The 13,195-nt window shown below is 73.2% G+C and carries 13 protein-coding genes; 4 read left to right on the top strand and 9 right to left on the bottom strand.

Translation table 11 applies throughout. The features are described from left to right. Positions 1-81 precede the first annotated feature (81 nt). Positions 82-342 (bottom strand): hypothetical protein, encoded by a 261-nt coding sequence (locus F4556_RS31555; protein ID WP_184922210.1) that lies wholly within the window; start codon positions 340-342, stop codon positions 82-84. A 395-nt stretch (positions 343-737) separates the two neighbouring features. On the opposite strand from F4556_RS31555, the gene F4556_RS31550 reads away from it, so the two are divergent. Beyond that, the gene (locus tag F4556_RS31550) at positions 738-1,751 is read left to right on the top strand and encodes a polysaccharide deacetylase family protein (protein WP_184922209.1); all 1,014 of its coding nucleotides are present in this window, start codon (positions 738-740) and stop codon (positions 1,749-1,751) included. Positions 1,752-1,793: 42 nt separating this feature from the next. On the opposite strand, the gene F4556_RS31545 is transcribed toward F4556_RS31550, so the two are convergent. Next, positions 1,794-2,825, bottom strand: coding sequence for a glycosyltransferase family 2 protein (locus tag F4556_RS31545; RefSeq protein ID WP_184922200.1), 1,032 nt, complete (start codon positions 2,823-2,825; stop codon positions 1,794-1,796). 155 nt (positions 2,826-2,980) lie between these two features. On the opposite strand from F4556_RS31545, the gene F4556_RS31540 reads away from it, so the two are divergent. Then, a complete protein-coding gene (locus tag F4556_RS31540; protein ID WP_184922198.1) occupies positions 2,981-3,847 on the top strand; it encodes a pentapeptide repeat-containing protein in 867 nt (288 codons plus the stop codon). On the opposite strand, the gene F4556_RS31535 is transcribed toward F4556_RS31540, so the two are convergent. After that, positions 3,838-4,623 carry a glutamate racemase gene (locus F4556_RS31535; RefSeq protein WP_184922195.1) on the bottom strand — a complete coding sequence of 262 codons (786 nt, stop codon included), beginning with the start codon at positions 4,621-4,623 and terminating at the stop codon, positions 3,838-3,840. The genes F4556_RS31540 and F4556_RS31535 overlap by 10 nt on opposite strands. A 286-nt stretch (positions 4,624-4,909) precedes the next feature. Between F4556_RS31535 and F4556_RS31530 the strand changes: the two genes are divergently transcribed. Then, complete coding sequence (locus F4556_RS31530; protein ID WP_184922186.1) at positions 4,910-6,076, top strand: glycosyltransferase; 1,167 nt, start codon at positions 4,910-4,912, stop codon at positions 6,074-6,076. A gap of 4 nt (positions 6,077-6,080) precedes the next feature. Continuing rightward, complete coding sequence (locus tag F4556_RS31525; RefSeq protein ID WP_184922177.1) at positions 6,081-6,830, top strand: SAM-dependent methyltransferase; 750 nt, start codon at positions 6,081-6,083, stop codon at positions 6,828-6,830. A gap of 42 nt (positions 6,831-6,872) precedes the next feature. On the opposite strand, the gene F4556_RS31520 is transcribed toward F4556_RS31525, so the two are convergent. The 6 genes from F4556_RS31520 to F4556_RS31495 all read right to left on the bottom strand — a co-directional run bounded on the left by F4556_RS31520 (position 6,873) and on the right by F4556_RS31495 (position 13,030). Beyond that, on the bottom strand, positions 6,873-8,072 hold the full coding sequence (locus F4556_RS31520) for a glycosyltransferase family 4 protein (protein ID WP_184922175.1): 1,200 nt from the start codon (positions 8,070-8,072) through the stop codon (positions 6,873-6,875). Positions 8,073-8,076: 4 nt separating this feature from the next. Then, positions 8,077-9,270 (bottom strand): ABC transporter ATP-binding protein, encoded by a 1,194-nt coding sequence (locus F4556_RS31515; RefSeq protein WP_184922173.1) that lies wholly within the window; start codon positions 9,268-9,270, stop codon positions 8,077-8,079. Then, on the bottom strand, positions 9,260-10,156 hold the full coding sequence (locus tag F4556_RS31510) for an ABC transporter permease (RefSeq protein ID WP_184922172.1): 897 nt from the start codon (positions 10,154-10,156) through the stop codon (positions 9,260-9,262). Before F4556_RS31510 ends, F4556_RS31515 begins: the two co-directional genes overlap by 11 nt. Before the next feature lie 166 nt (positions 10,157-10,322). Beyond that, positions 10,323-10,958, bottom strand: coding sequence for a thiol:disulfide interchange protein DsbA/DsbL (locus F4556_RS31505; RefSeq protein ID WP_184922170.1), 636 nt, complete (start codon positions 10,956-10,958; stop codon positions 10,323-10,325). Between the two features lie 86 nt (positions 10,959-11,044). Then, complete coding sequence (locus tag F4556_RS31500; protein ID WP_184922168.1) at positions 11,045-11,860, bottom strand: slipin family protein; 816 nt, start codon at positions 11,858-11,860, stop codon at positions 11,045-11,047. A 102-nt stretch (positions 11,861-11,962) separates the two neighbouring features. Continuing rightward, positions 11,963-13,030, bottom strand: coding sequence for a glycosyltransferase (locus tag F4556_RS31495; RefSeq protein ID WP_184922166.1), 1,068 nt, complete (start codon positions 13,028-13,030; stop codon positions 11,963-11,965). Between the last annotated feature and the right edge of the window lie 165 nt (positions 13,031-13,195).

The following is a 13,195-nucleotide window of genomic DNA, read 5'->3' as shown; positions in this document are numbered from 1 at the left end:
AGGCCGAAAATCGGCCGGTCCGATCAGCCGGTCACCATGACGGACCGCTTCTGACCGGGTCGATCGTGGTGAGAGGGGGACCTAGAGGGCGGTACGGCCGTTCGGGCGAAGCAGGGCGAAGACGATCCGGCCGAGCAGCAGCACGCCCGCGGCCAGGCAGCCGGCCACGGCCATCGCCCAGGCCGGGCCCTCGCTCTCCGGGACCAGGACCGCGGTCAGGATGCCCATCGCGATACAGGCCGCGCCGACCACCGCCAGCAGCAGCTGGTGCCGGTGCAGGGCCGCTCCGCTCCAGAGCCGGGCGGCGCGCGTCACGCCATGATCACGTTGCGTCTCTCCCATGCCACCCACGGTATACCCGGCGCCCCTGGGCGGCAGCTGCCCGGCCGGGCGACCGGCGCACCCTACCGCGCTCCTCCGGGCGCTCCGCGCACGCCCGCGAAAACTCGCCGAAACGCCGTACAACCATCGGTGCCCTTGGGTGGTCTCCACTACATTGAGCGATCCAGATCGAGCCTGGCTGCCGGTCGGACGGTGGCCACACACCGCCCGTCGTCAGTCCGGTCCAGGAGAATCAGCACCAGTTGAGCAGCGAACCAGGCCGTCCACGGAGCGGGTTGGGAGTCCCCACCGTGATCGGCCGAGCCGAGGGCGGCGCCGCCGCGCCCCGGGGCCGGAGGCCGTTCACCGCCCTCCGGTGGTACCACCACGCCGCACCGGCGACCGAGGGGGGCCCAGTGCCGCAGTCCGAAGCCACCACGCTCAGCAGTACCGTCAGCAGCCCACCACCGACCACCAGCACCGCTGCCACCACCGCCACCGACCAGGCCGAGGCCGACCGGGGCGGCTGGCTGCGGTTCTCGCCCGCCCAGCCGCTGTTCCGCGCCCGGGCCGCCCAGCGGCTCGCGGTGCTCGCGTACCACGGGGTGACCGACCCCCGGTCGTTCGGCGCCCAGCTCGACCGGCTGCGCCGGCTGGCCACTCCGGTCTCGGTGTGCGACGTCGAGCAGGCGATCGCCGAGGGGAAGCCGCTGCCGCCGCGCTCGGTGCTGATCACCTTCGACGACGCCGACCGCTCGGTGCTCACCCACGCGCTGCCCGAGCTGACGGCCCGTGGGATCCCGGCCGCCGCCTTCGTGATCTCCGAACTCATCGGCACCGACCGGCCGTTCTGGTGGCACGAGGCGGCCTTCCTGGCCCGGCACGGCGGGCAGGCCCGTTCGCTGCGCAGCCACGTCCGGCCGGAGCAGCTGCTCGCCCGGCTGAAGGCGCTGCCGGATCCGGACCGCCGCCGCAGCCTGCACGAGCTGCGGGTGAGCGCCCGCCGCCGGCCGCCCGGTCAGGACCAGCTCTCCCCCGAGGACCTGCGGGCCCTGCAGGACGGCAACGTCGCGATCGGCAACCACACGCTCGGCCACCCGTGCCTGGCCCGCTGCGACGACTCGACCGTGCACGCCGAGATCACCGGGGCGCACCAGGCGCTCACCCGGTGGCTCGGCGAGCCGCCGACCGCGTTCGCCTATCCGAACGGCGGCTACGACCCGCGCGCCGACACGCTGCTCCGCCAGCTCGGCTACCGGCTCGGCTTCCTGTCCGACCACCGGCTCGGCCCCCGGCTGCCCGTCCACCCGCTCCGGATCAGCCGGCTCCAGGTCGACAGCACCACCAGCTCCCGGCGCTTCGACACCATCCTGTCCGGCCTCGAGCCCGCCGTGCAGCGCTGGCGCAAGGGCCCGACCGTCGCGGAGTGACGGTGGCTCGGCTCCCGGCGACCGGGAGCCGAGCCGGCCTGCTCAGGCCGCCGCGCGCCGGGAGCGGAGGTTGCGGACCTTGCGGTGCAGGCGCTGGACGGCGACGAACCGCTCCATCCGATTGGCCAGCGTCAGGCGGTACTTGAGCCGCAGCTGGGCGTTCAGCGCGTCGATCCGGTCGACACCGATCGCCCGCAGCAGACGGCTGACGTGCTCCTGGTAGGCCGCCCGGTAGGCCCGGTCGCCGTCCGGCACGGACCAGAAGAACATCGGCAGTTCCTCGACCAGCGTGTTGTGGTCGTACGACCGCAGGTACTCGGCGTACTCGGGCTCGTCCCGGGCCAGCAGCCACTCCCGGACCAGCTCGATCGAGCGGACCCGGTCGATCACGCCCCGGGGGTCGGTCTTCACCTGGGTGATCGACAGGTCGCCGCTCTCCCGGACCCGCCAGTGGTAGATCGGCTCGGAGAGCACGTCCACGCTCTTCGCCAGGAAGTGCAGCGGGACGCTGACCGGGGCGTCCTCGTACAGGATGCCCTCGGGGTACAGCACCCCGGCGGCGTCGAAGAACGAGCGGCGGTAGACCTTGTTCCAGGCCGTCCGGTCGGTGACCAGGCTGGGCACCTCGCGCACGTGGGTCCGCAGCCGGGTCTCGGCGAACGGCTTGCGGTGACCGTGCGAGGGGAACAGGCCGGCCACCCGCAGGCGCAGCGCGTTGCCCGCGGCGAAGTCCGAGCCGGTCTCGTCCAGGGTGCTGATCATCAGCTGGTACGCGCCGGTCGGCAGGGTGTCGTCACTGTCCACGAAGGTCAGGTACTCGGTGCCCGGGGCGAGGTGCCGCCAACCGGTGTTGCGGGCTGCGCCGAGGCCCTTGTTCTCCTGCCGGACCAGACGGAAACGCGAGTCCTTGGCGACGTACGCCTCGGCGATCGCCGCGCTGCCGTCGGTCGAGCCGTCGTCGACCAGCACGCACTCGAAGTCCTCGAAGGTCTGGGCGGCTATCGAGTCGAGGCACTCCTGGAGGTAGCGCTCGACGTTGTAGATCGGGACGACGACGGAGAGTCGGGGGGACATCGGCTCCGTGGGCCTTTCGGTCAGGGGCTGCGACCGTCCTGCGACCGGTCATCGATCTCTTGGTATACACGTAACCCGTCCCCGCTGGCCAGCAGCCGTCCGACCGCATCCGAACGGCCGGGCCTCGGGGCGGAGCGGCCGGACGATCGGGGACAATGGACCGGTCCAGGGCGCCGGGGGAAGCACGGTGTCCGTCCTGCGCTGGGAGTGCCCGAGTGGTGTCCGAGAACCTTGAGCTGCTGTCCGACTGCGCGAACTGCTTCGGGCTGTGCTGCGTGGCCCTGCCGTTCGCGCGCTCGGCCGACTTCGCGGTCACCAAGGCGGCGGGCACGCCGTGCAAGAACCTGCGGACCGACTTCCGCTGCGGCATCCACACCGAGCTGCGCACCTCCGGCTTCACCGGCTGTACCGTCTTCGACTGCTTCGGCGCCGGGCAGAAGGTGTCCCAGGTCACCTTCGAGGGGCGCAGCTGGCGGGAGGCACCGGAGACCGCTGGGGCGATGTACGAGGTGTTCCCCGTGATGCGGCAGCTGCACGAGCTGCTGTACTACCTGACCGAGGGGCTCGCCCTGCGGCCCGCGAAGTCGGTGCACGGACAGCTGCGGACGGCCCTGGAGCGGATCGAGACGCTGACCCGGGGCAGTGCGGCGGAGCTGGTCGCGGCGGACGTGCCGACGATCCGTCAAGAGGTCGGCGAGCTGCTGCTGCGGGTCAGCGAGCTGGTCCGGGCCGGGGTTCCGGGCAAGAAGCGCAACCACCGGGGCGCCGACCTGATGGGCGCCAAGCTGGCCGGGGCGAACCTGCGCGGCGCCAACCTGCGCGGGGCGTACCTGATCGCGGCCGACCTGAAGCGGGCCGACCTGCGCGAGGCCGACCTGATCGGGGTGGACTTCCGGGACGCCGACCTGACCGGGGCCGACCTGACGGGGGCGCTCTTCCTGACCCAGGCTCAGCTCAACGCGGCCCGCGGCGACGCGAGCACCCGGCTGCCGTCAGCGCTGCGGCACCCCGGTCACTGGTAGAACGCCGCGGCGGGCTCGGCCAGCAGCCGGCCCTCGGGGTAGTGCAGGACGGCGGGCGACAGGCTGCCGACCCGGCCACTGTGCAGCACGGTGAGGGTGCCGGTGCCTTCGGGCCGGCCGGTGCCGATCCGGCGCAGCGCCTGGGCGGCGACCGCGTCGGCCGAGCCGTGGCAGACCGGCAGCGGACCGCCCGGGGCGGCCACGGCGGCCCGGATCTGGTCCTCCAGCAGCTCGTAGTGGGTGCAGCCGAGCACGATCGCGTCCGTGTGCGCGGGCGTCCGGGCGGCGGCGTCGGCCACGGCGGCGGCGATCGCCTGCTGGTCGGCCCGCTCCACCGCGTCGGCCAGGCCGGGGCAGGCCACCTCGGTCACGCTCGTCGCGCTACCGCCGAACTCCCGGATCAGCTGGCGCTGGTAGGGACTGCCGGTGGTCGCCGGGGTGGCCCAGATCGCCACCCGGGCACCGGCCGCCGAGGCGGGCTTGATCGCCGGGACGGTGCCGATCACCGGCAGGCCGGGCTCCAGCTCGGCCCGGATCACGTCCAGCGCGTGCACCGAGGCGGTGTTGCAGGCGATCACCAGCGCGTCCGGCGCGAGCTCGGCCGCCGCCCGGGCGCAGGCCAGCGCGTGCGCGGCGATGTCCTCGGGCGTACGCGGGCCCCACGGCACGCCGTCGGGGTCGGAGGAGAGCACCAGGTCCAGGTCGGGGCGGCGACGGCGCAGGGCCGCGGCGGCTGCGAGCAGGCCGATTCCGGAGTCCACCAGTGCGATCTTCACGGTTCACGACTCTACTTGAGACCGGCGGCGAGCTGTCGGCACCGGCCGGGGATCTACGGCCTGGGGCTCGGGGAACTGCGACGCCGGCCTCTTGCAAGGTGATCGCTGCGTGGGTGGTCAGGCACTTTCGCATGTGACCCCGGCGCCAGATCTCCTCGCAGTTCCCCGAGCCCCTGGATAGTGCAACCGGGCGCCCTGCAGAATCGCAGCCCCGAGCCCCTGGCTGCGCCATGGCTGAGCGCCTGCCTACGGCGTGAGCGGCCCTCGCGGTGGCAGACTGCCGAAGGTGACCGTACTGGTGTGGTTGTCGCTGGCGGCCTGGGTGTGGCTGACGCTGGCTCAGGGGTTCTTCTGGCGGACCGACCAGCGGCTGCCCGCTCCAGTGGCGACCGGGCGGTGGCCGGAGGTGGTGGTGCTGGTGCCGGCCAGGGACGAGGCCGAGGTGCTGCCGGTGAGTCTGCCCAGTCTGCTGGCGCAGCGGTATCCGGGGCGGGCCCGGGTGGTGCTGGTGGACGATCACAGCTCGGACGGGACGGGTGAGTTGGCCCGGCGGCTCGGGGCCGACGGCGGCCTGGCGCTGACCGTGACCACTCCCCCGCCGCTGCCGCCGGGCTGGACGGGCAAGCTCTGGGCGCTGCGGCACGGCGTCGAGCAGGCGGGCGGGGCGGAGTACCTGCTGCTGACCGACGCCGACATCGCGCACCGCCCCGATTCGCTGGCCGCCCTGGTCGCGGCGGCCGAGGGCCATCGGCTCGACCTGGTCTCGCAGATGGCCCGGCTGCGGGTGGAGACCGGCTGGGAGCGGCTGATCGTGCCGGCCTTCGTGTACTTCTTCGCCCAGCTGTACCCGTTCCGGTGGAGCAACAAGCCCGGCTCCCGGACCGCCGCGGCGGCGGGCGGCTGCTCGCTGGTGCGCCGGACGGCGCTGGAGCGGGCGGGCGGGATCGCCGCCATCCGGGGCGCGGTGATCGACGACGTGAACCTGGCCAGGGCGGTCAAGCGCACCGGCGGCCGGACCTGGCTCGGACTGGCCGAGCAGGTGGACAGCGTCCGGCCCTACCCGGAGCTGGCGCAGCTCTGGCGGATGGTCTCGCGCAGCGCGTACGCGCAGCTGCGGCACTCGCCGTTGCTGCTGCTCGGCACGGTGCTCGGGCTGACGCTGGTGTACCTGGTGCCGCCGGTGGCGGCCGTGGCCGGGGCGGCCGCCGGGGCGTGGTGGGTGGCGGGGGCGGGCGCGGCGGCCTGGGCGCTGATGGCCGGGACCTTCACGCCGATGCTCCGCTACTACGGGCAGCCGGTGGCGGCCGCGCTGCTGCTGCCGTTCACCGCGCTGCTGTACCTGCTGATGACGGTGGACTCGGCCGTCCAGCACTGGCGCGGGCGCGGCGCGGCGTGGAAGGGGCGGACGTACGGAAAGACACTGGAACCGGGTGACGGTCCTGCGTCAGACTGACCCGATGGACCGTCAACTCAGGGGCAGGATCGCCCACTCCGATCACCCGATCGCCGCGCCGTTGTCCGACCGGAACGTCCAGCGACTGCTGGACCGGGCCCTCCGGGGCCGGACCGGGCGGGTGCTCGACCTCGGCTGCGGGGAGGCCGCCTGGCTGCTCCGGGCACTGGCCGCACACCCGGAACTGGAGGCGGTCGGCGTCGATCTGGACGAGGCCGCGCTGACCCTCGGCCGGGAACGCGCCGAGGCGCTCGGGGTGGCCCGGCGGATCGGGCTGCACCACCAGGACGCCAAGGAGTTCAAGGCCCACCAGCCGTTCGACGTGGTGCTCACCGTCGGTGCGACGCACGCCTACGGCGGGCTGCTGCCGACCCTGGCCGCCGCCCGGGAGCACCTGGCGCCGGGCGGACTGGTGCTGATCGGCGACTGCTTCTGGCAGCAGGAGCCGGACGCCGCCGCACTGGCCGGGCTCGGCGTCCCGAACGCGGACGACCACGCCGATCTGACCGGCACCATCCGGCTGGTCACCGAGGCCGGCTGGGTGCCTGTACTCGGCCACATCAGCACGTCGGAGGAGTGGGACGACTACGAGTGGGCCTGGACCGGCTCGCTCGCCGAGTGGGCCCTGGACCACCCCGAGCACCCGGACAGCGCCGAGGCCGCCACGATCGCCGCCGAGCACCGCTTGGGCTGGCTCGGCGGCTACCGGGGCACCCTCGGTTTCCTCACCCTGCTGCTCCGGCGCGCCGACTGACGGACCGTCGGGTCTCCGGCAGGCGCCTCGCCTGCCGGAGACCTACCGTCCGAGCAGCCGGGCGGCGGTCGGCTTGCTGTACTCGAACCGGCTCATCTGCTCCAGGTCACGGAGCCAACTCGCCCGCCCCGGCGGGGTGGTGACCACCTCGCGGTAGAGCTCCTCGAAGGCGGTGGCGACGCTCTCCAGCGAGAACCTGCCGACCACCCAGTCCCGGCCCCAGTCGCCGAGCCCGGCCCGGCGGGCCGGGTCGTCGAGCAGCGGACGGAGCTGCCCGGCCAGCCGCTCGGGTGATCCGGAGCCGTCGCCGAAGCCGTACATGCAGCGGGACGCATGCGGCTCGACCAGCGGGCCCGGCTCGTGCAGCGCGGTGTACCCGGCGGCGCCGTGCACCACCACCGGCTTGCCGAAGGCGAGGCCGCGCAGCGCCGAGCCGCCCATCCCGAGCACCACGTCGGCGGCCTGGTAGGCGGGCCGGGGATCGGCCAACTGGCCCGGTACCAGGACGGCTTGGCGCCCCAGCGCGGTGTTGGTGGCCGCCGCCGCGGCCCGCAGCCGCTCCAGGCTGGGCCCGGCGCCGACCACGGCCAGCCGCACCCGTGGGTCGGCCAGCCGGCGGACCGCCTCGATGGTGAGCAGCGCGCCCGCGTCCTTCTCCAGGTCGGGCACCAGCCGGGTGACGATGGCGAGCAGCAACTCCCGTTCACCGATGCCGTGTTCGCGACGGAACGCGGCGCCGTCCACCACCCCGGGGGCGTCCGTCACGGTGTTCACCGGCGGTTCGATCAGCCGGACGTCGCGGTGCCCGAAGGCCCGGCCGTCCCCCATCAGGGCGCCGAGCCCGAGCACCAGCGGCTGGTGCCGGGGCAGGCCGCGCAGCATCCGGATGCCGTAGAAGGTGGTGATCACCGGCAGCCGGCCGAGCCGGCCGGGGCCGAAGAAGGAGTTCCGGGCGGCCCGGACCTCCCAGGCGTGCAGCAGCTGGCTGCCGTGCTGCTCGGCCACCCGGTTCAGCCGCTGCCGGACCGCCCGGGCCGGGGTGTCCGGGCCGCCCTCGACCACCAGCTCCAGGCCGTGCCCGGCGGCGAGTTCGACCAGCGGGGCCGGCCCGTCCACCCCCTGGGCGAACAGCACCGGGTGGTGGCCCCGGTCGCGCAGGGTCCTGGCGATGTCCACCGCGTTCAGCTGCGCGCCGCCCAGCGCCAGGTTGTTGAGGTGGACCAGTACTCTGAGGCCGCTCACCGGTTCACTCCTCCCAGCGGTGCGGGACGAAGACCGGTGCGGCCAGCACCACGGCCCGTGGCGGGGTGTCCAGCATCGGGCCGAAGACGTCGAACTGGCCGACCGAGTGCCAGCTCATCAGCGTGCCGCCGTCGGTCTTGCCGATGCTGTAGACACCGGCCCAGAGCGTGTAACGGCCGCGCGGCAGCGGCAGGTTGGGGATCATACAGGCGACCTGGTGGTCCTCGCCGGTGAGCCGGATCTCGTGGCTGATCTGGAAGATCGGGCTGGAGGTGCCCTCGCTGACACCCAGGTGCAGGGTGGCGTCGCCCCGGTAGTCGCCGCCGAGGGTGAGCTCGACGGTCATCGGCTCGTCGGTGGTGAGGTTCTCCCGGCCGTCGCCGACGATCTCGTGCTTGAGCAGCTGGAGCGGCTCGCCGACCCGGCCACCGGCCTCGGACTGCGCCTCGATCGAGTCCCGGTAGCCGGACATCGCCTCCTTGATGCCCGCGTCCACCCGGATCGAGCCCTGCTCCAGCCAGACGCCCCGGCGGCAGATCGACTCGACGGCGGGCAGGTCGTGCGAGACGAAGACGATCGTGGTGCCCTGCTCGGCGACCTCGCGCATCCGGTCCAGGCAGCGCTGCTGGAAGACCGCGTCGCCGACCGCCAGCACCTCGTCCACCAGCAGCACGTGCGGCTCCAGGTAGGCGGCCACCGCGAAGCCGAGCCGCATCTGCATGCCCGAGGAGTAGTACTTGACCTGACGGTCGATCGCCCCGCCGAGCCGGGCGAACTCCACGATCGCGTCGAACCGGGAGGCCACCTCCCGGCGCTTGAGGCCGAGCAGCGCGCCGAACAGGTAGATGTTCTCCCGGCCCGTCAGGTCGGGGTGGATGCCGGCCCGGATCTCGATCAGCGCGCCGATCCGGCCGCGCACGTCGATCACCCCGCCGTACGGGTACATCACCCGGGTCAGCATCTTGAGCAGGGTGGACTTGCCGGAGCCGTTGGAGCCGATCAGGCCGACCGACTCGCCGGGCTCGATGTGCAGGTTGATGTCCCGCAGCGCCCAGCGCCAGTCCTCGCCCCGGCCGCCGCGCAGTTTGCGGGTCAGCTGCTCGACCTTGTCGCGCAGCAGCATCCGTTGCTGGTCGGCCTTGAAGCGCTTCCAGACCTGCTCGGTCCTGATGGTGCCCAGCGGGTACTCAGGCGACATCGGCGATCCCCGTTTCCAGCTTCTTGAAGACCAGGTAGCCGCCGACCAGGAAGACCACCGAGCTGGCGGCGGCGATGCCGGTCAGGGCGAGGTCCGGCGCCTGGCCGTACAGCAGCGCGCGGCGGTAACCCTCGATCACGGCGCCGAGCGGGTTGAACCCGACGTAGATCTCCTGCAGCCCCTGCGGGATCTGCGAGAGCGGGTAGGCGACCGGGGTGGCGAACACGCCCATCTGGGTGATGATCGGCAGCAGGTGCCGGACGTCGCGCAGGTAGACCACGGCGACCGAGAGCACCAGGGCCACGCCGTAGGTGAAGGCGAGCTGGATCAGCAGCAGCGGGAACACCCAGAAGAAGGTGATCGCCGGGGGCGTCCAGAAGGCCAGGAAGAGCAGGCCGAGCACGCCGATGCCGATCAGCATGTCCACGCTGGCGACCAGCATGGTGGCGAGCGGGAAGACCTCGCGCGGGCAGTAGACCTTGTTCAGCAGGCTGAGGTTGTTGGCCAGGCTGAGCGCACCCTGGTTCATCGTGTTGCTGAAGAACTGCCAGACGATCAGGCCGACATAGGCGAACAGCGGGTAGGCCACCCCGCCGGTGTCGATCTTCACCGCCCGCTGGAACACCAGCGTGAAGATGGCGCACAGCGCCAGCGGCGTGAGCACCGCCCAGGCGAAGCCGAGCACCGCCTGCTTGTACCGGGCCCGCAGGTCACGTTCGGCGAGCGCGCGGACCAACTCGCGCGCTCCGAGCAGTTCGCGGGCCACCTGGGCGGGCCGCAGCCTTCGTTTGAAGATCAGTTCAGCAGGCGGACCGTCGGCCCCCGCCCGCCGCGCCTCGGTCTGGTTGTCGCGCTGGTCCAGGACCTGCGCGCGCTGTCCCCCCACGGAACCCCGCCTTCTCCGGTGCCGAGTGATGTCCGAGGTACGAGCCTCGAATCCGGGCCGCTGCTGAGGCAGTTCGGCCGCGGCGACCACTCTGGCACAGAGTGTGCGAGCAAGGGGCTGGTTCGGTGAAGAATTCGGGCTGCTCAGAGCCCGCGTCGGTCGGAGGTCAGTCGACCAGCCGGTCCAGTGCGGCGGGCATCCCCTCGACCCCGCCGTCCCGGCTCGGCTGCACCCGATGGCCGCCCTGCACCAGCACGGTCGGCAGTTCGTCCACCTGGTACCGGGCCAGCAGCTCGCCGGCCTCCTCGGTGGCCCGCTCGACTTCCGAAGACCGGTACGCCGCCCGGAACTTGTCCGGATCCAGACCCGCCGTCAGCGCCCAGGCGGTGGCGGTCTCCTCGGTGGTGACGTCGGTCTCCCGCTCGCGCACCGCGCGGAACACCGCGAGCTGCAGCCGGTCCACCTCGCCGAGCTGCTCCAGCGTGTAGTACAGCCGGGCGTGCCCGCGCTGGGTCTCCTCCTCGCGGCTGCCCGGCCAGACCGCCGGCACCCGACGGAGCGTCACGTCGGACCGGTGCTTCTCCGCCCAGCGCTCGAGCGGGATCTCCAGCTGCTGGGAGTGCCCGCAGTCGTACCAGAAGAACTCGACCGCCTCCTGCTTCATCGCCCGGACCGGGCCCGGGTTGTCGATCCGGCCCACCAGGCCGCCCTCGTGCGGGACTTCGGGTGCGGCGGCGGCCGGGGTGACGAGCAGTCCGCTGGCGACGGCGGCCAGCACGGCGGTGCGCAGAAGCGGGTTCACGGGCGGTCATGCTGCCAGCGCCGGTGCCTGCCGGGCCAGCTGACGGGCCGTCCGGAGCGAATCTTCGCCCGGACGGCCCAACCGCGTCAGCCGTCGGTCTTGTCGAGCGGGACGGGCTGCTCGGGGGCCTGCTCGGGAACTGCGGAGTTGCTCCCGCTCCGGTTCATGCTGTCGAAGAACCGGAGCAGCTCGACCGGGAACGGCAGCACCAGGGTGGAGTTCTGCTCGGCGGCCACCTCGACCACGGTCTGCAGCAGGCGCAGCTGCATCGCGGACGGCGTGCCGTCCATCAGCCGGGCGGCGTCGGAGAGCTTGCTCGCGGCCTGGAACTCGCCGTCGGCGGTGATGATCCGGGCCCGCCGCTCCCGGTCCGCCTCGGCCTGCCGGGCCATCGAACGCTTCATCGAGTCGGGCAGCGCGACGTCCTTGATCTCCACCCGGTCGATGTGCACGCCCCAGCCCACCGCCGGGCTCTCCAGCATCAGTTCGAGGCCGCGGTGCAGGCCCTCCCGGCCGGAGAGCAGGTCGTCGAGGTCACTCTTGCCGATCACCGAGCGCAGCGAGGTCTGCGCCACCTGGGACATCGCGAAGGTGTAGTTCTGCACGTCGACGGTGGCCCGGATCGGGTCGACCACCCGGAAGTAGACCACCGCGTCGACCCGGACCGAGACGTTGTCCCGGGTGATGCCCTCCTGGGCGGGCACCGGCATGGTGATCACCTGGACGTTCACCTTGCGCATCCGGTCCACGAGCGGGATCAGCAGCATCGGCCCGGGGTCACGGACACTGCCGCGGACCCGGCCGAGCCGGAAGACCACGCCGCGTTCGTACTGCTGCACGACCCGGACCCCGAAGACCAGCCAGAGCACGGCCAACGCGCCCGCCAGTGCCAGAAATCCCATGTCCGACCTCCCCCGTGGCGGTCACCAGGCGTGGCCGCGCGGCACAGTATGCGCGCGTCCATACCGGAGAACCAGAGGTCGGGACGGGTTCCTGACGAATCGTTAACGCCCTGCGCCGACCTGCCGGAGCAGCTGCTGCCAGGAGTCGGTGACCACGGCCAGGTCGAAGCGCTCCAGCGCGTGCGCCCGGGCGGCGGCGCCGAGCGCGGCGCGGTCCCCGGCCAGCACTCCGCCGAGCGCCTCGGCCAGCGCGACCGGGTCGCCGGGCCGGACCAGCGCGCCGGTCCGGCCGTCCAGGACGACGTCGCCGACCCAGCCCACGTCGGTGGCGACGGCGGGGAGTCCGGCCAGCGCGGCCTCGATCAGCACGCCGGGCACGCCCTCGCTGTCGCTGGTCAGCAGCAGCGCGTCGGCGGCCCGGTAGAGCTCGCCAGGGTCGGCCAGCCGCCCGAGGAAGTGCGCCCGCTCGGTGGGCGGGAAGCTGCCGCTCAGCGGGCCGTCGCCGGCGATCGCGAGGTGCACGCCGGGCAGCCGGTCGAGCGCGGCCAGCGCCAGGTCGAGCCGCTTCTCGGGCGCCAGCGCGCCGATCCAGGCCACCACCGGGCCCTGCCGGGGCAGGCCCAACCGGGCCCGGGCGGCCTGCTGTTCGGCCGGGTCGGCGGTCGGCCGGTACGCGTCGGCGGCCCGGCCGTTCGGGATGGTGCGGACCCTCCGGGCGGGCAGCCGGAAGCGTTCCAGCAGCACCTCCCTGGCCCCGTCGGAGATCGCCGAGACGGCGGCGGCCCGGTGCAGGAACGCGCCCACCCGCAGGCGGCGGGACAGGCTCGCGGTCCAGTGCCTGGGGTCGCCGATGTTGACGTACACGAAGGGCACCCCGGTCCCCAACAGCCCGACGGCGCAGGCCTGCAGGGTGCTCGAGCCGTGCGCCACCACGACGTCCGCCCGGCGGGCGGCGGCCCGCAGCGCGCGCAGCGTGGCGGGGTGGTGCCGGGACGGGCCGAGCACCGGGGCGTCGTGGTCCGAGGGCGCATCGGGGTGCGGCTGGAGCGCGCGGAGCACGGACGGCGTGCCCCGGCGCAGCAGTTCGGCGTGCAGGTCGCGGGCGAGATTCTGCGCGCCCCGGGCCCGGGGGTCGGTGATCAGGTGCAGCACGCGAGGTCCGTCAGCCATGCGGCCAACCTTCGGGGACATTCGCTGGACGGGTCAAGCTCCAGCGGCGCGGGGCAATGACAGCCGGCTCGCCGATCCGGTCGGTATGCCCATTCGCTGGCGGACCCCCCGTCCGGCCTGGGATGCTGATCGTCATGTCAGGGCGCGCGGGGCCGGGGGGTCTGC

The sequence above is a fragment of the Kitasatospora gansuensis genome (assembly GCF_014203705.1).
Classification (GTDB): Bacteria; Actinomycetota; Actinomycetes; order Streptomycetales; family Streptomycetaceae; genus Kitasatospora; species Kitasatospora gansuensis.
This window is presented reverse-complemented; position numbering and strand designations above follow the sequence as displayed.

Coding starts and splice junctions, on each gene's coding strand:
- F4556_RS31545 (WP_184922200.1), bottom strand. CDS start 2,825: ATGTCCCCCCGACTCTCCGTCGTCGTCCCGATCTACAACGTCGAGCGC.
- F4556_RS31555 (WP_184922210.1), bottom strand. CDS start 342: ATGGGAGAGACGCAACGTGATCATGGCGTGACGCGCGCCGCCCGGCTC.
- F4556_RS31500 (WP_184922168.1), bottom strand. CDS start 11,860: ATGGGATTTCTGGCACTGGCGGGCGCGTTGGCCGTGCTCTGGCTGGTC.
- F4556_RS31525 (WP_184922177.1), top strand. CDS start 6,081: ATGGACCGTCAACTCAGGGGCAGGATCGCCCACTCCGATCACCCGATC.
- F4556_RS31515 (WP_184922173.1), bottom strand. CDS start 9,270: ATGTCGCCTGAGTACCCGCTGGGCACCATCAGGACCGAGCAGGTCTGG.
- F4556_RS31540 (WP_184922198.1), top strand. CDS start 2,981: ATGGACCGGTCCAGGGCGCCGGGGGAAGCACGGTGTCCGTCCTGCGCT.
- F4556_RS31495 (WP_184922166.1), bottom strand. CDS start 13,030: ATGGCTGACGGACCTCGCGTGCTGCACCTGATCACCGACCCCCGGGCC.